Raw genomic sequence first — 17,744 nt, forward strand, 5'->3', positions numbered from 1 at the left:
AGCGGGGATCGCGTCATTGTTGAGGGTTAGCAGTCACGAGGGTAGAGTGCTAATCAGGTTGTTTGACCCACAGTTGTTCACCCGCGACGACGGCTGTGCTGGACATCCACAACCGGCACGCGCGCGCCATTAAGGTGCGCAAACGAACAATACGGAGGAAACATCATGGCAACTATTAAGCCGCTTGAGGACCGCGTCCTCGTACAGATCGTAGAAGCAGAATCCACCACCGCATCCGGCCTGGTTATCCCGGATTCGGCAAAGGAAAAGCCGCAGGAAGCAACCGTTATTGCCGTCGGCCCGGGCCGCTGGGAAGACGACGATGACCGCATCCCCATGGACGTTAAGGAAGGCGACACCGTTGTCTTCTCCCGCTACGGCGGCACCGAGCTGAAGTACGACGGCGAAGAGTACTTGCTGCTGAGCCAGCGCGACATCCTCGCCATCATCGAGAAGTAGGAACTACTTATGGCAAAGCTTATTGCATTCGACCAAGAAGCCCGCGAGGGAATTCAGCGCGGCGTCGATACGCTGGCTGATGCCGTCAAGGTCACCCTCGGCCCGCGCGGCCGCAACGTCGTATTGTCCAAGGCCTTCGGTGGCCCGACCGTTACCAATGACGGCGTGACCATCGCCCGCGATATCGACGTCGAGGAGCCCTTCGAGAACCTCGGCGCGCAGCTGGTTAAGTCCGTTGCGGTCAAGACCAACGACATCGCCGGCGACGGCACCACCACCGCGACCTTGCTGGCCCAGGCGCTTATCTTTGAGGGCTTGCGCAACGTTGCAGCCGGCGCTAACCCAATTGAGCTCAACCGCGGCATCTCCGCAGCGGCGGAAAAGGCCGTCGAGGAGCTCAAAGCACGCGCCACTCCGGTCAACTCCGCCTCCGAAATCGCGCAGGTAGCCACCGTGTCCTCCCGCGATCCGGAGGTCGGCGAGATGGTTGCCGGCGCCATGGAAAAGGTGGGAAAGGACGGCGTCGTCACCGTCGAGGAGTCCCAGACCATGGACTCCACCGTGGATGTCACCGAAGGTATTTCCTTTGACAAGGGCTACCTTTCCCCGTACTTCGCTACGGAGGAAGAGACTAACCACGCCGTGCTTGACGATGCCGCCATTTTGCTCGTCCGCAACAAGATTTCTTCCCTGCCGGATTTCTTGCCGCTGTTGGAAAAGATTGCGGAGACCAACCGCCCGACCCTCATCATCGCGGAAGACGTTGAGGGCGAGCCGCTGCAGGCGCTCGTGGTCAACTCCATCCGCAAGGTCCTGAAGGTTGCCGCCGTGAAGGCACCGTACTTTGGCGAGCGCCGCAAGGGCTTCATGGATGACTTGGCCGTAGTTACCGGCGCCACCGTGGTGGACCCTGAGGTGGGCGTCAACCTGAACGAAGTCGGCCTCGAGGTGCTGGGTTCCGCGCGCCGCGTGACCATCACCAAGGAAGACACCGTGCTTGTCGATGGCGGCGGCAGCGCCGCAGCCCTCGATGATCGCCGTGAACAGATCCGCGGCGAAATCGCCCGCACCGACTCCACCTGGGATAAGGAAAAGCTCGAGGAGCGCTTGGCTAAGCTCTCCGGCGGCGTCGCCGTTATCCGCGTTGGTGCCGCAACCGAGACCGAGGTCAACGAGCGCAAGCTGCGCGTCGAGGACGCCATCAACGCCGCCCGCGCGGCCGTAGAAGAAGGCGTCATCGCCGGCGGCGGTTCCGTGCTGGTGCAGATCTCTAAGGAACTCGAGTCCTTTGCCCAGGACTTCGAGGGCGAGGCTAAGGTCGGCGTGCTCGCCGTCGCCCGCGCTCTGACCCGACCGGCATTCTGGATCGCAGAAAACGCAGGCCTCGATGGCTCTGTCATCGTCTCCCGCGTTTCTGAGATGGCCAACGGTGAAGGCTTTAACGCCAACTCCCTGGAGTACGGCAACCTCATTGATAACGGCATCATCGATCCCGTGAAGGTCACCCACTCCGCAGTGGTCAATGCCACCTCCGTTGCCCGCATGGTTCTTACCACCGAGGCATCCGTCGTGGAAAAGCCGCAGGAAGAAGATAACGCTGAGGCCGGCCACGGCCATCACCACCACTAATTCCTGCGCTATACCTAGCCCCATAGCCCGCCGCGCCTTCCCCGCCTTATTGGGGAGGCTGCGGCGGGCTTCTGGCTTATACGTAAAGCACGCGGGAACCACATAACCCGTGCGATGCCACGGTAGGCCTTTTTAGCCGCCAGCGGCAGCAGAAGAGAGGATAGTTCACAAAAGGCGCCAAGCTTAGGGGTCCTCCTCAGCTGGAGGTTGCCTCGTCTTTAGCGGCACGCCCCAGGACTTAGCGGGCTCGAAGGAGTCCCTCACAGGGCGTTATTTGCAGCAGGCGCTTGCTACGCAGGGATAATTCGGAACCCCGCACTCCCGCCCGCCACGAACGCGGTGTGTGGGCTCTGCGCGCTAACTTAATTTTTGGGTTAAGCGTTGACCGTCTCGCGGCGACGCTTGCGCAGCGCCACCACGCGCTCAGACTCGCTCATGCCGCCCCAGACGCCATACGGTTCGGCCGAACGCAGGGCGTGCTCGCGGCAGAGCTCGATAACCGGGCAGGAATTGCAGATGGCCTTGGCGCGATTTTCGCGCTGGGCGCGGGCTCGGCCACGCTCTCCGTCTGGATGGTAAAACACGTCCGAGTTTTCACCGCGGCACGCACCTTGCAACTGCCAATCCCATACATCTGCAGTAGGTCCGAGAAGAGACTTGGACTGAGACACGTTTCTTAAGCTCCTTATAACAGGACGAGAATTCTTACGCTGGCGGCCGGTGGAGAGTCATCCGCGAACCGCAACGATTTGTAGTGTGTCGCGTCTTGGTAAACAAAGGGTTACTAGTATTTAACTTCTAGGTATTGTATCTATTTATGGGACTCGTTAGCGCCCATTTACCTGCAATAATGGCTAAGGTTAACGAATTATGAATTTTCCTCTTTCTATTGTGCAGGGGCCATAAACCCGCCTTCAAAGCGGGTACAACCGCTGGGCACGGGTTTCTTGGTGGGGTTTTCTTTGCTGGGGCATCGCCAAGCAAGGGCAGTGCCGAGGCGGAGGTGTGCAAGGCAGTTGTCCCTTTGCACTCCCTGCCCCAGAGGAAATATGGTTGAATATCGATTTAATAGTCTGCAGAGGGTGCACTCGTGAGCGATAAGGATAAAGAGCTAGCGGATCTCGTTCCGCTGGCCGCTGGTGGAAGCCGCCGCGCACTGCAATCTATCCTGCAAATTATTCATCCGCAGGTGCTGCACTATTGTCGTGCGCGCATCGGTGGCGGGCGCCAGCCCACCGCGGAGGACGTGACCCAAGAAATCTGCCTCGCCGTCGCCACATCTATCGAATCCTATGAAGATAAGGGCCGACCCTTCATGGCCTATGTCTACGGCATCGCTTTTAATAAGGTAACCGATGCCCACCGCGCCATGGGCCGCGATCGCTCCACGCCCGCCGAGGAGCTTCCAGAAAGCACCGCAAACGAGGCGACTCCCGAGGAATGGGCGCTAGAAAATGATGGTAGTAACAGAATGCGCGCCTTGCTCGATACCTTAAGTGACAAGGCAAAAAACATCGTTATTTTGCGCGTGTTCGTTGGGCTTTCGGCAGAAGAAACCGCCGATATCGTGGGGTCTACCCCGGGCGCGGTTCGCGTCGCACAGCACCGAGCTCTCGCACAATTGCGAAAGGCCCTTGGGCAACAATTAGCCACCGAGGGCTAAAGCCACAACCCCCGCTCTAGAGACACGCGTAAACCTTAAGAAAGGAAGGAGGGACAGAAACCATCATGGCCTCCAAGCATTCTAAAAAGAATAACGATGACCTGACGGAGCAGCTCCAGCCCTTGGTAGATGATGATGCATTCCTCACCGAGCTGTCGCAGGGCAAGGATCCCTCCAATGGCAGCGATGAGCTCGCTGGGCTGCTGTTGGGGCTGAAGGGGGACATCGATAAGCAGATGCCGCCAGCCCCGCGCGTGGATGGGGTAGAGGAAGAACCGGCCGTCATCAGCCTCGATAAGGCGCGGTCTCGCCGGCGCAATCGCCCCGTGATGCATGGACTTATCGGCGCGGCCGCCGCCACAGTCATCCTCGCCGGTGCGGGCGGGGTCATGGTTAATTCTGGCGTATTTGATAGGCCGGATGAGACCCGCAACGTGGAGTTGGCCGGCACCTTAGATGAGATGGAATCCCGCGCGGCAGAGGGAGATATCGAAGGTGCGCGCGAGCTTATGAAGGAAGCCCGCACCAAGCTCGAAGAGGCTGAAGGCAAAGAAGAAAATGCCATCGCCGCCAAGGAAGAAGCCGAAAAGAAGCGTCCTGCCCGCCCGAAGACGAAAACCGTGATGGAAACCGCCACCGAGACCGCGCCGGGCCAAAAGTCGCAGGAGAATCCTGAGCCAGCGCCGAAGACCGTAACGGAAACGCAGTACGAGACCTCAACCGTGGTGGTAACGGAGCAGGCGCCAGCGAATCCGCAGCCGGAGACGCGCGAGCCCGAAGAAGCACCCACCACAACTATTCAGTTGGGGGCGGGCGCCGAGTAGCGAGGGCAGTGCTACAACCCTAGCGGCCCTCGAGGCCGTCCAAGTAGCCTAGCGCGTAGTCCCACGGCACGTAGCGGCGCGGGTCGGGTTCTGCTCCAGGCTCGTGCACTGGGGCGAGCTCGCCCGCCAGCGTTGCGCGCATATTGGCGGCCATAATATCCCACTCGTAGAAGTGGTTTTCCTGGCAGTCTTCACACAGGAAGAAGATGCCATCGATCCCGCGCGGGCCGAGCACACTTGCGAATTTCTCTACCAGGGCGAGATCGTGGATGAGGGCGAGGCGGTCTTCATCGGAAAGCGGCATGACCTGCTCGTCCTCCTCCAGGAAGGAGGCGGGGTCATTCGGATCGTCTGCAAAAGGATCGCGGGGCATATTGGCGAAGAAGTTCACGCCTGCGAGCCTATTGAACTTGCCCGCTTAAGGCAATTAACCCCTAGCCTGAATGGTGTCATTGGCCGGGCACACACTACAGTTGGGGTAGCCGCTGAACCTGTTTAAGGAGATACCTCGATGAGCGATTACCCTATTCACACTGGTGGAGATGACCCGAACAAGGTAGCCCTGCGCGGCTTGACCTTCGACGACGTGCTTCTTTTGCCCGCCGAGTCCAATATCGTGCCCTCTGAGGTCGATACCGGCGCGCAATTTACCCGAAATATTCGCCTGGGCGTGCCGCTGGCATCCGCAGCGATGGATACCGTAACCGAGGCCCGCATGGCCATCGCCATGGCGCGCCAGGGCGGCATCGGCGTGCTGCACCGCAACCTGTCTGCGGAAGCGCAGGCTGAGCAGGTAGAAATCGTCAAGCGCTCTGAGTCCGGCATGGTTACGGACCCGGTCACCGCCCGCCCCGAGATGACCATTGGCGAGGTCGATGCCCTGTGCGCCCGCTTCCGCATTTCCGGCCTGCCGGTCGTGGATAAGGACGGCACCCTGCTGGGCATTTGCACCAACCGCGATATGCGTTTCGAGCCGGACTTTGATCGCAAGGTCAGCGATGTCATGACCGCGATGCCGCTCGTCGTCGCGCGCGAGGGCGTGTCCAAGGACGAGGCCCTAGAGCTGCTGTCGGCCAATAAGGTAGAAAAGCTACCTATTGTTGATGCCAATAACAAGCTCATTGGCCTTATCACCGTCAAGGACTTCGTCAAATCCGAGCAGTACCCCAACGCCTCCAAGGATGCTTCCGGTCGTCTGTTGGTTGCCGCGGGCATTGGTACCGGCGAGGAGTCCTATCAGCGCGCCGCCGCGCTTGTCGATGCCGGCGTTGACGCCCTCGTCGTCGACTCCGCCCACGCCCACAATAACCGCGTGCTCGAGATGGTCTCCCGCGTGAAGAAGGACTTTGGCGACAAGGTCGATGTCATCGGCGGCAACCTTGCCACCCGCGAGGCAGCCCAGGCGATGATCGACGCCGGCGCGGACGCCATCAAGGTCGGCATCGGCCCGGGATCCATCTGCACCACACGCGTCGTGGCCGGCGTTGGTGCGCCGCAGATCACCGCGCTGATGGAAGCCGCAGCCGTCGCCGCCCCCGCGGGCGTGCCGGTCATCGGCGATGGCGGCATGCAGTACTCCGGTGACATCGCCAAGGCGCTGGCCGCCGGTGCCGATACCGTCATGCTGGGCTCCATGTTCGCCGGCACCACCGAGGCGCCCGGTGACATCGTGGTCTACCAGGGCAAGCAGTACAAGCGCTACCGCGGCATGGGCTCCATGGGCGCCATGCAGGGCCGCGGGCTTTCCGGCGAAAAGCGTTCCTACTCCAAGGACCGCTACTTCCAGGCCGACGTGCGCAGCGAGGACAAGCTGGTGCCAGAAGGCGTGGAGGGTCGCGTGCCCTTCCGCGGCGAGATCGATGCCATCGTGCACCAAATCATCGGCGGCCTGCGCGCGGCCATGGGCTATACCGGATCGGCCACCCTAGATGAGCTCAAGACCAAGCGATTTGTCCAGATCACCGCCGCGGGCCTGAAGGAATCCCACCCGCACCACCTGCAGCAAATCGCCGAAGCCCCGAACTACCGCTAGGACAAACATGCGTGAATACGCCGAAATCGGCATCGGCCGCGAGGCCCGCCGCACCTTTGATTTAGACCAGGTCTCCATCGTTCCCCAGCGCCGCACGCGCTCGTCCAAGGACGTGGATACCACGTGGAATATCGATGCCTATACCTTCGATACCCCCTTCGTTTCGCACCCCACCGATGCGCTCGCCACGCCCGAGTTCGTCATCGAGATGGGCCAGCAGGGCGGGCTCGGCGTCATCAACGCCGAAGGGTTGTGGGGCCGCCACGAGGACCTTGAGGGTGCCTTGGCACGCATCTATTCCCAGCCGGGCGATAACTCCACCATCCAGGAATTGCACGCCGCCCCGCTTGACGATGCCCTCCTTGCCTCCCGCATTGCCCAAGTGCGCGAGTCCGGTGTGACCGTCGCCGTGCGCGTCTCGCCCCAAAATGCCCGCGAGATGGCGCCGAAGGCCATTGCGGCTGGGGCCGAGTTACTGTTCATCCAGGGCACGCTGCTGTCCGCGGAGCACGTCGCCACGGGCGGCGAGCCGCTGAACCTGAAGGAATTTATCGGCTCGCTCGAAGTGCCCGTCATCGCCGGTGGCGTGGCGGACTACACCACGGCGCTGCACCTAATGCGCACAGGGGCGGCCGGCGTCATCGTGGGCGCGGGCGTGACGACCAACGCGGAAACCGTCGGCATCGATACCGCCATGGCCACCGCCATTGCCGATGCCGCCGCGGCCCGCCGTGACTACCTCGACGAGACCGAAGGTCGCTACGTGCACATCATTGCGGATGCGGAATTCGATAACTCCGGGACCATCGCCAAGGCCTTTGCCTGCGGTGCCGATAGCGTCGCGCTCGGCCCCCTTCTCGCCCAGGCCCGAGAGGCAGGCGGTAGGGGATGGTACTGGCCGGCTACCGCAGGCCACCCGCGGTTCCCGCGCGGATATGCGCAGTTCGCCGGCGTCGATACCGACCTCGATGTGGATTTTCTTACCGCAGGCGATGCCGCACCCGCGGCTGCGCCGAGCCTGGAAACCGTGCTGCATGGCCCATCCAGCGAGCCATTCGGCCGCACCAACCTTGTGGGTGCGCTGCGGCGTGCCCTCGCAAAGTGTGGGTACACCGACCTGAAGTCGTTCCAGAAGGTCGAGCTCGCGGTGCGCTATTAAGTAGCACGCGGCGCGCCTCGCATCGTGCGGGACCCGCGCCGCACCGCTGCGCCCCTCGCAGCTGCACTCCCGCCCCCCCTTGCATGGCGAGTTGCCTGTGCGGCCCGCGCCCCACGGCGCGAAAGCCGCCGCAATGCCCCACATAGGTAAGCGCTTCCTGGGCCGCGGGGCCTATGGGTTAGACTATGGGGCGTGACTAAGCCAAATACTACCCCGCGCCCAGTCCTCGTCGTGGACTTTGGCGCTCAGTACGCGCAGCTCATTGCCCGCCGCGTGCGCGAGGCCAAAATCTACTCCGAGGTTGTTTCCAACTCCGCCTCCATCGAGGAAATCAAAGCCAAGGACCCCGCCGCGCTCATTTTGTCTGGCGGCCCGTCGTCCGTCTATGCCGACGGCGCCCCGGCGCTCAAGCCTGAGCTGCTAGAGCTTGGCGTTCCGGTCTTCGGCATTTGCTACGGATTCCAGGCCATGAACCACATTCTCGGCGGTACCGTATCGTCTACCGGTGAGCGTGAATACGGCCGCACCGATATCGACGTCAAGGGCGGCATCTTGCACGAGGGCCTCGAGCCCACGCACAAGGTGTGGATGTCCCACGGCGACGCCGTCGCCGCCGCCCCCGAGGGCTTCGACGTAACCGCTACCTCCGCCGGCGCCCCCGTCGCCGCGATGGAGTGCCCGGCCAAGCAGATGGCCGGCGTGCAGTACCACCCAGAGGTGTTGCACTCGCCGCACGGCCAAGAAGTGCTTACCCGCTTCCTCACGGAGATTGCCGGTCTGGAGCAAAACTGGACCGCCGATAATATCGCCGAGCAGCTCATCGCGGATATTCGCGCCCAAGTAGGCGAGGAGGGCCGCGCTATTTGCGGCCTGTCCGGCGGCGTGGATTCTGCCGTGGCCGCGGCCTTGGTGCAGCGCGCCATCGGCGATCGCCTGACCTGCGTCTTCGTCGACCACGGCCTGCTGCGCGCGGGCGAGCGCGAGCAGGTCGAAACTGACTTCGTGGCCTCGACCGGCGCCAAGCTGGTCACTGCCGACGAGCGTTCGGCCTTCCTCAAGAAGCTGGCGGGTGTTAGCGACCCCGAGGAAAAGCGCAAGGCTATCGGTGCGGAGTTCATTCGCTCCTTCGAGCGCGCCGTGGCCGGCGTGCTTGCCGATGCCCCCGCCGGCTCCACCGTCGACTACCTCGTCCAAGGCACCTTGTACCCGGACGTCGTCGAATCCGGCGGCGGCGACGGTACCGCCAATATTAAGTCGCACCATAACGTCGGCGGCCTCCCAGATGACGTCGAGTTCGAGCTCGTCGAGCCGCTGCGTCTACTCTTTAAGGACGAGGTGCGCGCGGTGGGCCGCGAGTTGGGCCTGCCGGAAGAGATCGTCGGCCGCCAGCCCTTCCCAGGCCCCGGCCTGGGCATCCGCATCATTGGTGAGGTTACCGAGGATCGCCTCGAGACCTTGCGCCAGGCGGATCTGATTGCCCGCACCGAGCTGACCAACGCCGGCTTGGACGAGGAGATTTGGCAGTGCCCGGTCGTGCTGCTTGCCGATGTCCGCTCCGTCGGCGTCCAAGGCGATGGCCGCACCTACGGCCACCCCATCGTGCTGCGCCCGGTATCTTCCGAGGATGCCATGACCGCGGACTGGACCCGCTTGCCGTATGACGTGCTAGAGAAGATCTCCACCCGCATCACCAACGAGGTTAAGGACGTCAACCGCGTGGTCTTGGATTGCACCTCCAAGCCACCGGGAACCATCGAGTGGGAGTAAAAACCACAAAACGGCATGCGTAGAAGGCGCTCAGTGCTTGAGCGCCTTTTCGCATGCCTGCGGCTAGTTACGGGGTGTCACCGGTGGCCGCCAGACGATGCGACCGCCCACTCTTTCTAGCCGCCCGCGCCGGGGCGGGGCATTGGGATCGTCGTCGTTGATGCCGTTGTGGTAAGCACAGCACACGACGAGGTTGTTCATATTGGTCTCCCCACCGCGGCTCCAGGCCGTGAGGTGGTGGACCTGGGATAAATCGGCCGGCTGATTGCATCCGGGCCAGGCGCAGCGCGGATTTTCCGCGGCCGCCATCATCCTCTGCTTATCGGTGGCCACGCGCGCCGTGCGGTAGAGGTTGACCGGCCCCTCCACCGGATGTACGAGGGTGACATAGCCCGTTTCACCGTCACCGCTGCCGCTGAGGCCGGGGGCGGAATAGCCGGCATCGTTAAGCACGCGGCGCAGGTACTCGGTTCCGGACATGGTCGCGCCATTGGTGAGATCGAGCTGCACGTCGTCGCCGTGGCCATCGCGAATGCGAATGAATTTCTCCAGCGGCACGACGGCGTTGGTGACCACCGTGGAACGCGCGGCGCTGCCTGTACCGAAGAAGATATCTTCCACCGCCTGCAGCGGCTTTTTATCGGCGGCCGTAATCGCGCCCTGCAGATCCGCAATGAAGCGGGAGGTACCCGTAATGGCGAGCGTCCAGTAGTCATTGGGGCGCCGATAGGTGCGCACGCCGGGGCTGACCGTGGACTTTTTCATCTCGCGCACCCGGCGCCGGGCGTGTTTGATAATGGCGCTCATCTCCGCGGACATCGCACAGCATTCCGCGCGCAGCTCCCACGCCTGCTTCTTGCTGGGCGCGCGATTAACCACGCGCTCGATGCCGGCGAGGAGGGCAATGGGGTGGGCGTTGGTGCGGGCATCGGCAATGGCGCGGCGCTGCATCCGGCTAAAGGCGGTGCGGCCGTAGTAGCTTTCGCACAAAAGGAGCAGGTCGGCGGCGATGGTATCGGGCGCGCCGCGCTCCATGAGCTCAGACCCAGATAGACCGCGGCACGCGGCGATGATATCCATGCCGGGCGCGAGGGCGGTGAGGTAGGTCTCGAGTGCGTTCATGCCGCCTACGCTAGGGCGGTAGCAGCCCGCGCTCAATTGCTAGGGCAACCGCAAGGGCACAAACTGTGGATAACCCGGATCCGCAGCGCGAAAACTCGGGGAAATCCTGTGGATAAGTCCCCGCAGTGTCGCATGGATTAGACGAAGGCCAGCCGGCGCGTGCCATCCACGTGGGGGAAGGCGATAAAACTTATACATGAGACCGCAACCCACACCAGCGCCGAGCCCCACGCGGGCAGGCCTAGGATGGGCGCGAGCATGATGAGGAGCCATAGAATCATCAGCGGGACTAGCTGCGCGATGGTGGGGATGAGATCGGCATCGTGCCGGTCGGCATAGGATCGCATCTCGCGGCGGTAGGGGTGGGCAAAGACCAAGACGAAGGCCGCCACGAGGCAGACCGCGGCCCCAGATAGGGTGGCGAAGAAATGGGTGCGGGTGGTCAGCAGCGCGACGGTGGCGCCGAGCAGGATGGAGGATCCGAGGCGCACCCACGGCGGGGTGGGGATGGGGGTTGGATTCTCGCGCATAGCACCGTAGGCCTCGTTCAGGTTCATGCGCTTAAGGCTACCATTCGAACATACAGTTGCATGTGTCCGGTTGGGGGTTCATACTGTATGGGTGAGTCAAACGAACGTTCGCCTGGAAAAAGCGGTGGCAGGGTTGGATAGGCCCGACCGCGTTGCGGTGCTGCGCGCCCGCATGCAGGCGATGGAGCAGGAGGATGAAGACGAGCTGGTAGACACCCTTCCCCAGCTGGCGCGGCTACTTCCCGCAGGTGGGCTCGCCCGGCGGAAGGTGGTCTCGTGCGCGGAATGTCCCGCGCTCGTGGTGGAGCTTATCTGCCATCTTACGGCCCGCGGGGGCCATGTGGGGATAGTGGGGTGGCCGGATCTTTCTCTCGCACAGGTTGCCGAAATAGGGCAGCTCAATAACGTGGTCACCGTCCCCGATCCGGGCCTGGAGTCATGGGCAGTAACCAGCGTGCTGGCAGAGGGCATGGACCTTATTATCCACCATGGCCCGCCCGGCGAGCTGAGCCCGGCCAAGGCGCGGCCGGTGTGGGCGAAGATCCGCGGCGGGCAGGCCGCGGTGCTGACCGTGGGTGCGCGGCTGCCGGGCACCGCGGTGCGCATTGGGGCGGAGGTGAGTACGTATCGGGGCATCGGCAAGGGCAGCGGGCGCATCCGCGGCGTGGATATCGATCTTGCGGTGGACTCGAAAAAGGGCACGGCGCGCGGCAGTCTCACCATGGGCGAAGCCCGCAGGTTGGAGGCCGTATGAGGGTGGCTGCGGTGTGGTTTCCGGATTGGCCCATTCAGGCGGTTGCGCAGGCGGGGCCGGTGCTGGTTGCGCGCAATCATGCGGTGCTGGTCTGCGATAGCGCGGCGCGCCGGGCCGGCATTCGGCGCGGGATGCGCCTGCGCCAGGCCCAAGCGATTTGCCCTGAGGTAAAGGTGATGGAGGCGAACCCGGATAGGGACGGCGCGGCCTTCGCGGAGATTGCGGCGGGCTTGGATGCCGTGGCCTCGTCCGTAGAGGTGCTGCGGCCCGGCCTGGCCATCGTGGATGCGGGGGCGGCGCTGCGCTACCACGGGCCGGAGGCGTTGGAGATGCTTGCCGATGCCACCGCGCACGCCGGTTTTGATTCCACCCTTGGTGTGGCAGACGAGATTGCCACGGCCATCATCGCGGCTCGGCACCGCGGGGTAGGCGCGGTGGTGCCGGAGGGAGAGTCGCGGGATTTCTTGGCTGCCCAGCCCGTGAGTGTTTTAGCCGCGGAGGCCGCGCTGGGGTTTTCTGCGGAGTTTGTGGCCCAGCTGCAGAAATTGGGCGTGCGCCGGCTGGGTGATGTGGCGGCGCTGCCGTTTAAGCAGGTGGTTACCCGGTTTGGGCAGCAGGGAAAACGCGCGCATGAGGTGGCGCACGCGCGGGCGGACCAGCGCGTGTCCCCGGAAATGGCGCGGCCTGATCTGTCCGTGAGCAGCGAGCAATCCATCGAGCGCGTGGATGCGGCGGCATTCGTGGCTCGGCACTTGGCCGCGCAGCTGCACGTGCGGTTGGCGGAAGCGGAAGTGGTGTGCGTGCGCCTGCGCGTGGTGGCGGAGCTGGCCACTGGTGAAACTGTGGCCCGGGTATGGCGCACGCACGAGGCGTTGACGGAGCAAGCGACCGCGAACCGGGTGCGCTGGCAGCTGGATGGGTGGCTTACGGCGGCGCGTTCGAGCGGCAAGGACGGTGCCGCGATCGTGCGGCTGGTGCTCGAGCCTGTGGAGGTAGCTAGGCCGCAGGCCGATGGCCTATGGGGCGGGGATGCCTCACAGGAACAAGTCAAGCGGGTAATTTCGCGCGTGCAATCGCAGTTGGGCATAGATCGCGTCTTGCAGCCGCGGGCCGCCGGTGGCCGCGGGGCGGCCGAGCGTATCGAGTACGTTCCCTATGGGGAGCAGCGCGATGCCACGCCGCAAGGCAGCTGGCCGGGCAGGCTCCCCGCGCCGCTTCCCGCGCGCCTAGGCGGTGGGCCGAACCACCCGGCCGCGCGCATTCGGCTTATCGATGCCGCCGCGCGGGACGTCATCGTCACCGCCGAGGCCCTCCTATCCTCTGTACCCGTGGCGCTCGGGTGGGGCGCACACCGCTACCGCGTCATCGGCTGGGCTGGCCCGTGGCCGGTGGATACGCAGTGGTGGACCGAAAAGCCGCAGCACGCGGCGCGGCTACAAATTGTGGGCCAGGCTGAGCGGGAGCAATGCCAGCGCGCCTGGCTCTTGGTGTGGTCAGAGGGGCGCTGGCGCGTGGAGGCGACGTATTAGGAGCGAATATCTACCACGAGGCGCGTGGGATTTTCTAGTACCTGTACGGAATAAGGCTTGCGCTGGTTCATGCCGATGACAAACTGACTGCGCCCCTCATAGGTGCGGCCGTTGACCACTTGGGTAATAACGCCACCGGCAGGTGCCTCGACGATGCCGATGCGCGGCTCGTCGATGCCCGCCTCAAACGGATAGACAACGCCGTCGATATTGACATTGAGCGCGGTATCGCCGGCATAGTTGATGGGCTGGCCGGAGCCTTGCTGCTTGGGATTATCGGCATAATCCACGAACCAGCCCGGGGAGCCTTCGCCCTCAAGCTCGAAGACGGCGCGCTCGAAACCATCGTGCTGGCCCACGCGCACCTTGGTCACCACGAGTTCTGAGGGGGCCTCAGGGCGCAGCGTTTTCATGCTCATATCCGCCTCACCCAGAGGGTTGATGTGCGAGTTTCCCACAGAGGCCGCCATGGTGGTGTCATCCGCTGATTCGGTGCTGCAGCCGGTGAGGAAGGCTGCGGCGGCAAGCAGGAGCGAGAGGCGGGCTTTATACATGACCACTAGAGTATAATTTCTAGTAATTACTGCCTATCGTTGGGGGCAGATCTTGACCGAATTGTTGCCAAATATGTGAGCTGAGTTGCAGACAGGTTAGGCTAGGGTACATGACCGATTTCTGTTCAGATTACCAGGTGGAACCGCTGCCCGGCACGGCGAAAAAAGAGTCCGTGTTTGTCCTCTTTGAGTGGCCCGGCGGCTGGTCGCGCGATGTGCTTGATGGCGATACTTTTGGCCCGGAGCTCACGGCCCAGCTGAAGGAAAAGCTCAACGGTCAGGCCGGGCTGCAATTGATTCGTCGCCCCGGCCGCGATGGCCGCCAAATCGGCACCATGCACCGGTGCTACCTGGTGTGGGCCGAGCAGGGCGTGATGGAATTGATCCTTTTGACCGGCCCGGAAAAGATCCTGGATTTGGATCTCACCGCGCCAGGCCGCAACGGGGGAGGAACCCTCGATACGCCGCTGGTTTTGGTGTGCACCCATGCTAAGCGCGATAAGTGCTGCGCCGTGAAGGGCCGGCCGCTCGCCGCGGAGCTGGTGGAGGATTACCCGGATATGGTGTGGGAAACCTCGCACACGAAGGGGCACCGCTTCGCGCCCTCGGTCATGCTCATGCCCTGGGCCTATTCCTTTGGCCGGATGAATAAAGAAGCCGCCGCGCAGATGATTGCGGCGGCGGCGCAAGGAAAGTATTTCTACCCGGTCAATCGCGGGCGCGGCATCTTCGGCCCGCGCGGCCAGGTGGCGGAGTTGGCGGTAGCGCGCGAGCTTATCGATGACTCCGAGGACCTCTACTACGGCCAGCTCCACGCAGAGGACGAAAAACAGGGCCCCGTGGTCACGCATGCCGATGGCCGGCGGTGGAGCGTGACGCTCGAGCAGCGCGCCGTGGAAGGAGTGGTCTCTTCCTGCGGCGACGCGCCCAAGACCGGCAAGGCGCTTGTAGCCACGGGCGTGGAGCTTATTAGCGGCGCATAACCTTGGAGGAGAGCCAGTTGCCGAAGAACTGCGCGGCCTGCACCAGCACGATGATGATAAGCGTGGCCACGACGGTGACTTCCCACTCGAAGGCGCGGTAGCCGTAGACGATGGCGAAGTCACCCAGTCCGCCGCCGCCGACGTAGCCGGCCATGGCGGACATATCCACGATGGCGATAAACAGGAAGGTATAGCCCAGAATCAGCGGGCCGAGGGCCTCCGGAATGATTACGGAGGTAATGATCTTCCACGGTGAAGCGCCCATGGCGCGGGCGGCCTCGATAACGCCTGGGTCGATGGCCACGAGGTTTTGTTCCACCACGCGCGCTACGGAGAACGTGGCGGCGATGACCATCACGAAGGTGGCCGGCTCGCGGCCGATGGACCCGCCCATCACGGCGACGGTGAGCGGCTGCGCAAACGCCAGCAAAATAATAAACGGGATGGGACGAACGAAGTTCACCAGCAGGTTGACCACCAGGTAGACGGCCTTATTCTGCAGGATGCCGCCCGGGCGGGCGGTATAGAGCAAGATGCCGAGCCCTAGGCCCAGAATGCCGGCGACGACGAGGGTGGTCGAGACCATGATGAGGGTGTCGACGATGGCATCGACAAGCGATCCGCCCAAGCGGTCCCAGTCGGCGGCGGCGAGATAGTTGACGTTCATCGTTCAATCTCCTCAATTTGAGTGGTGGCAGATAGGGCGCGGTAGAACTCTTCGATGGCGGCGTCGTCGCCGCTCAAGCGCACGGTGAGCTTGCCAAAGGAGTGCTGCTGCAAGGTGGTAATACCGCCGTGGACGACGGCGATGGATACGCCCGCATCCTTCAGCTTGGCGGCGGCGCCGAAAAAGCCGGATTCCTCGGTCAGGTTGATGGTAAACAGGCGGCCTTCGTGGGCAAGCAGGTCATCGGTTTCCACCACGTCGGGCTCATTGCGCAACGAGGTGGCGACGAACTTGGCGGCCACGGCGGTCTGGGGATTGGAAAAGACCTGGTAGACGCTGCCTTGCTCCACGACGTGGCCATTTTCCATCACCGCAACCTTATCCGCGATGGAGCGCACGACCTCCATTTCGTGGGTGATGACCACGATGGTGATGCCGAGCTCCTTATTCACCCGGCGCAGCAGGTCGAGGACCTCCTGCGTGGTGGTGGGGTCGAGGGCGGACGTGGCTTCGTCGGCAAGCAGCAGCGACGGATTCGTGGCCAAGGCGCGCGCGATGCCCACGCGCTGCTTCTGGCCGCCGGAAAGCTGCTCCGGGTAGCTTTTTCCCTTATCTCCCAGTCCAACGAAATCCAGCAGCTCCTGCACGCGCTGTTGGCGCTCGCGCTTGCCGATGCCCTGCAGCTGCAGCGGGTACTCAATATTGCCCGCCGCAGTGCGGGAGTTCATGAGGTTAAACTGCTGGAAGATCATGCCGATATTGCGGCGGATGCCGCGCAGCTTCTTTTCGGACATGCCGACGATATTTTGGCCATCGAGCAGCAATTCGCCGGAGGTGGGCGTGTCCAGGCCGTTGATCATGCGGACCAGGGTGGATTTGCCGGCGCCGGAGTAGCCGATGATGCCGATGATTTCGCCGGAATCGACGGTCAAGGAGACATCGTCAAGAGCTTTGACCTCGGCCTTTTTCTGCTGGAAGACCTTGGTGATATTGCGGAACTCGATGCGAGTGCCGTTCTGGGTGGAATCTGCCACGGGTTGCGTCCTTAGCGGGGAAGTGCCAAACCCCGCCGGGGTGAAAACCGGCGGGGTAGAAGGCAAGGGTGATTAGTCCAAATCTGCTTCGAGCTTGTCCAGGATTTCCTGGAGTTCTTCTGGGGTGCGCTCGACCTCGACGGAGGTGCCTGCGGAGTCCTCGTCGACGCCCTTTTGTACCGCATCGGAGTGCCAGAGCTCGGCGAGCTTCTTGATGTCCTCGTTATCGGCGTCTTCCTCGCGAACGGCGAAGACGTTGATATAAGGCTCTGCCTCTTCGGAGTTCGGGTCATCCTGGAAGACGGCGGTGGCCGGGTCGATGCCGGCGCGCTCCAGGAAGGAGTTATTGATAATCGCCGGGGTGCCCTCGCCGTGTGCGGATGGGGTCTGGGCGGCATCGACCGGCACGACCTTGACCTTGGACTTCTTCTCATCGATGTCCAGCGGGGTCGGGGTGATAAGCCCGTCCTTCTTCAAGGTGATAAGGCCAGCCTGGACCAGCACGTTGATGGCGCGGCCCTGGTTGGTGGAGTCATTCGGGATGGCAACTTCTTCGCCCTCGATGCCGTCGAGAGAGTCGTGGCCCTTCCAGAACAGCGCCAGCGGCACGATTTCGGTGGCAACGATGGGCACCAGGTTGGTGCCGTTGCCGTGGTTGTACTCGGCCAGAAACTTCAGGTGCTGGAAGTTATTGGTATCCAGCTCGCCCTGGTTCAGGGCCTGGTTCGGGGTGTTGTAATCCGAGAAGGACTTGATGTCGATGTCGTAGCCGGCGTCCTTGGCTTCTTGCTCAAAGGCAACCCAGGCCTGCTTTGCATCATCGGTGGTGCCAACGGCGATGGTCTTGTCATCATCTGCGTCGGAGGAGCAGGCCACGAGGCTAGTGGCGGCGACGGTAACGGCGGCGGTAGTGGCCGCTGCGCGACGAATCTGCATGAGGTCCCCTTACATGTAGGAGTTTAAATAAATTGACCGTTTAGCAATCTAGCAATAAGCGAACCGCTTTGTCTATTGAACACGTCTCATCGCGCCGGGTTG

The 17,744-nt window shown here is 63.0% G+C and carries 18 protein-coding genes; 10 read left to right on the plus strand and 8 right to left on the minus strand.

Translation table 11 applies throughout. From position 1 onward, the window contains the following. Positions 1 to 165: 165 nt before the first annotated feature. Both groES and groL read left to right on the plus strand, forming a co-directional pair. Positions 166 to 459 carry a co-chaperone GroES gene (gene groES / locus QP908_RS06640; protein WP_005277188.1) on the plus strand — a complete coding sequence of 98 codons (294 nt, stop codon included), beginning with the start codon at positions 166 to 168 and terminating at the stop codon, positions 457 to 459. Positions 460 to 468: 9 nt separating this feature from the next. Further along, positions 469 to 2,088, plus strand: a complete 1,620-nt coding sequence (gene groL, locus QP908_RS06645; protein WP_239269041.1) for a chaperonin GroEL — start codon at positions 469 to 471, stop codon at positions 2,086 to 2,088. 374 nt (positions 2,089 to 2,462) lie between these two features. On the opposite strand, the gene QP908_RS06650 is transcribed toward groL, so the two are convergent. Then, on the minus strand, positions 2,463 to 2,759 hold the full coding sequence (locus QP908_RS06650; RefSeq protein WP_239269039.1) for a WhiB family transcriptional regulator: 297 nt from the start codon (positions 2,757 to 2,759) through the stop codon (positions 2,463 to 2,465). A gap of 419 nt (positions 2,760 to 3,178) precedes the next feature. Between QP908_RS06650 and QP908_RS06655 the strand changes: the two genes are divergently transcribed. Next, positions 3,179 to 3,751, plus strand: a complete 573-nt coding sequence (locus QP908_RS06655; RefSeq protein ID WP_284771942.1) for a sigma-70 family RNA polymerase sigma factor — start codon at positions 3,179 to 3,181, stop codon at positions 3,749 to 3,751. Between the two features lie 65 nt (positions 3,752 to 3,816). Then, positions 3,817 to 4,575 (plus strand): hypothetical protein, encoded by a 759-nt coding sequence (locus QP908_RS06660; protein WP_284771943.1) that lies wholly within the window; start codon positions 3,817 to 3,819, stop codon positions 4,573 to 4,575. A 19-nt stretch (positions 4,576 to 4,594) separates the two neighbouring features. Here the strand turns inward: QP908_RS06660 and QP908_RS06665 are convergent, their stop codons facing one another. Continuing rightward, positions 4,595 to 4,966 carry a DUF5319 domain-containing protein gene (locus tag QP908_RS06665; protein WP_239269033.1) on the minus strand — a complete coding sequence of 124 codons (372 nt, stop codon included), beginning with the start codon at positions 4,964 to 4,966 and terminating at the stop codon, positions 4,595 to 4,597. A 120-nt stretch (positions 4,967 to 5,086) separates the two neighbouring features. Here QP908_RS06665 and guaB point away from each other — a divergent pair, with 120 nt between their 5' ends. The 3 genes from guaB (at position 5,087) to guaA (ending at position 9,533) form a co-directional block, all read left to right on the plus strand. Next, positions 5,087 to 6,607 (plus strand): IMP dehydrogenase, encoded by a 1,521-nt coding sequence (gene guaB, locus QP908_RS06670; protein ID WP_023016786.1) that lies wholly within the window; start codon positions 5,087 to 5,089, stop codon positions 6,605 to 6,607. A 7-nt stretch (positions 6,608 to 6,614) separates the two neighbouring features. Beyond that, complete coding sequence (locus QP908_RS06675; RefSeq protein WP_239269031.1) at positions 6,615 to 7,766, plus strand: GuaB3 family IMP dehydrogenase-related protein; 1,152 nt, start codon at positions 6,615 to 6,617, stop codon at positions 7,764 to 7,766. Positions 7,767 to 7,958: 192 nt separating this feature from the next. Then, a complete protein-coding gene (guaA, locus tag QP908_RS06680; RefSeq protein WP_239275576.1) occupies positions 7,959 to 9,533 on the plus strand; it encodes a glutamine-hydrolyzing GMP synthase in 1,575 nt (524 codons plus the stop codon). 63 nt (positions 9,534 to 9,596) lie between these two features. Here guaA and QP908_RS06685 read toward each other — a convergent pair whose 3' ends face one another. Next, positions 9,597 to 10,655: an HNH endonuclease signature motif containing protein gene (locus tag QP908_RS06685; protein WP_239269027.1), complete on the minus strand. Its 1,059-nt coding sequence runs from the start codon at positions 10,653 to 10,655 to the stop codon at positions 9,597 to 9,599. A gap of 137 nt (positions 10,656 to 10,792) precedes the next feature. After that, positions 10,793 to 11,212, minus strand: coding sequence for a hypothetical protein (locus tag QP908_RS06690; protein WP_005277210.1), 420 nt, complete (start codon positions 11,210 to 11,212; stop codon positions 10,793 to 10,795). Between the two features lie 64 nt (positions 11,213 to 11,276). Here QP908_RS06690 and imuA' point away from each other — a divergent pair, with 64 nt between their 5' ends. Both imuA' and QP908_RS06700 read left to right on the plus strand, forming a co-directional pair. Next, positions 11,277 to 11,939: a DnaE2-dependent mutagenesis accessory factor ImuA' gene (gene imuA', locus QP908_RS06695; protein ID WP_502868888.1), complete on the plus strand. Its 663-nt coding sequence runs from the start codon at positions 11,277 to 11,279 to the stop codon at positions 11,937 to 11,939. After that, a complete protein-coding gene (locus QP908_RS06700; protein WP_284771944.1) occupies positions 11,936 to 13,468 on the plus strand; it encodes a DNA polymerase Y family protein in 1,533 nt (510 codons plus the stop codon). The genes imuA' and QP908_RS06700 overlap by 4 nt, the downstream gene beginning before the upstream one ends. On the opposite strand, the gene QP908_RS06705 is transcribed toward QP908_RS06700, so the two are convergent. Continuing rightward, the gene (locus QP908_RS06705) at positions 13,465 to 14,022 is read right to left on the minus strand and encodes an AMIN-like domain-containing (lipo)protein (RefSeq protein WP_239269023.1); all 558 of its coding nucleotides are present in this window, start codon (positions 14,020 to 14,022) and stop codon (positions 13,465 to 13,467) included. The genes QP908_RS06700 and QP908_RS06705 overlap by 4 nt on opposite strands. A gap of 110 nt (positions 14,023 to 14,132) precedes the next feature. Here QP908_RS06705 and QP908_RS06710 point away from each other — a divergent pair, with 110 nt between their 5' ends. Further along, positions 14,133 to 15,005 (plus strand): sucrase ferredoxin, encoded by an 873-nt coding sequence (locus tag QP908_RS06710; protein WP_239269021.1) that lies wholly within the window; start codon positions 14,133 to 14,135, stop codon positions 15,003 to 15,005. On the opposite strand, the gene QP908_RS06715 is transcribed toward QP908_RS06710, so the two are convergent. The 3 genes from QP908_RS06715 to QP908_RS06725 all read right to left on the minus strand — a co-directional run bounded on the left by QP908_RS06715 (position 14,992) and on the right by QP908_RS06725 (position 17,642). Then, positions 14,992 to 15,672, minus strand: a complete 681-nt coding sequence (locus tag QP908_RS06715) for a methionine ABC transporter permease (protein WP_005277229.1) — start codon at positions 15,670 to 15,672, stop codon at positions 14,992 to 14,994. The genes QP908_RS06710 and QP908_RS06715 overlap by 14 nt on opposite strands. After that, positions 15,669 to 16,706: a methionine ABC transporter ATP-binding protein gene (locus QP908_RS06720; protein ID WP_023025305.1), complete on the minus strand. Its 1,038-nt coding sequence runs from the start codon at positions 16,704 to 16,706 to the stop codon at positions 15,669 to 15,671. The genes QP908_RS06715 and QP908_RS06720 overlap by 4 nt, the downstream gene beginning before the upstream one ends. A gap of 72 nt (positions 16,707 to 16,778) precedes the next feature. Next, the gene (locus QP908_RS06725) at positions 16,779 to 17,642 is read right to left on the minus strand and encodes a MetQ/NlpA family ABC transporter substrate-binding protein (RefSeq protein ID WP_239269019.1); all 864 of its coding nucleotides are present in this window, start codon (positions 17,640 to 17,642) and stop codon (positions 16,779 to 16,781) included. Between the last annotated feature and the right edge of the window lie 102 nt (positions 17,643 to 17,744).

This window comes from Corynebacterium sp. MSK204, assembly GCF_030229885.1.
In the GTDB taxonomy this organism is placed as follows: domain Bacteria; phylum Actinomycetota; class Actinomycetes; order Mycobacteriales; family Mycobacteriaceae; genus Corynebacterium.

What these genes read in the sequence shown, in the direction of transcription:
- groES (WP_005277188.1), top strand. Translation starts at nt 166, where the DNA reads ATGGCAACTATTAAGCCGCTTGAGGACCGCGTCCTCGTACAGATCGTA.
- groL (WP_239269041.1), top strand. Translation starts at nt 469, where the DNA reads ATGGCAAAGCTTATTGCATTCGACCAAGAAGCCCGCGAGGGAATTCAG.
- QP908_RS06660 (WP_284771943.1), top strand. Translation starts at nt 3,817, where the DNA reads ATGGCCTCCAAGCATTCTAAAAAGAATAACGATGACCTGACGGAGCAG.
- guaB (WP_023016786.1), top strand. Translation starts at nt 5,087, where the DNA reads ATGAGCGATTACCCTATTCACACTGGTGGAGATGACCCGAACAAGGTA.
- QP908_RS06675 (WP_239269031.1), top strand. Translation starts at nt 6,615, where the DNA reads ATGCGTGAATACGCCGAAATCGGCATCGGCCGCGAGGCCCGCCGCACC.
- QP908_RS06685 (WP_239269027.1), bottom strand. Translation starts at nt 10,655, where the DNA reads ATGAACGCACTCGAGACCTACCTCACCGCCCTCGCGCCCGGCATGGAT.
- QP908_RS06690 (WP_005277210.1), bottom strand. Translation starts at nt 11,212, where the DNA reads ATGAACCTGAACGAGGCCTACGGTGCTATGCGCGAGAATCCAACCCCC.
- QP908_RS06700 (WP_284771944.1), top strand. Translation starts at nt 11,936, where the DNA reads ATGAGGGTGGCTGCGGTGTGGTTTCCGGATTGGCCCATTCAGGCGGTT.
- QP908_RS06705 (WP_239269023.1), bottom strand. Translation starts at nt 14,022, where the DNA reads ATGTATAAAGCCCGCCTCTCGCTCCTGCTTGCCGCCGCAGCCTTCCTC.
- QP908_RS06710 (WP_239269021.1), top strand. Translation starts at nt 14,133, where the DNA reads ATGACCGATTTCTGTTCAGATTACCAGGTGGAACCGCTGCCCGGCACG.
- QP908_RS06715 (WP_005277229.1), bottom strand. Translation starts at nt 15,672, where the DNA reads ATGAACGTCAACTATCTCGCCGCCGCCGACTGGGACCGCTTGGGCGGA.
- QP908_RS06725 (WP_239269019.1), bottom strand. Translation starts at nt 17,642, where the DNA reads ATGCAGATTCGTCGCGCAGCGGCCACTACCGCCGCCGTTACCGTCGCC.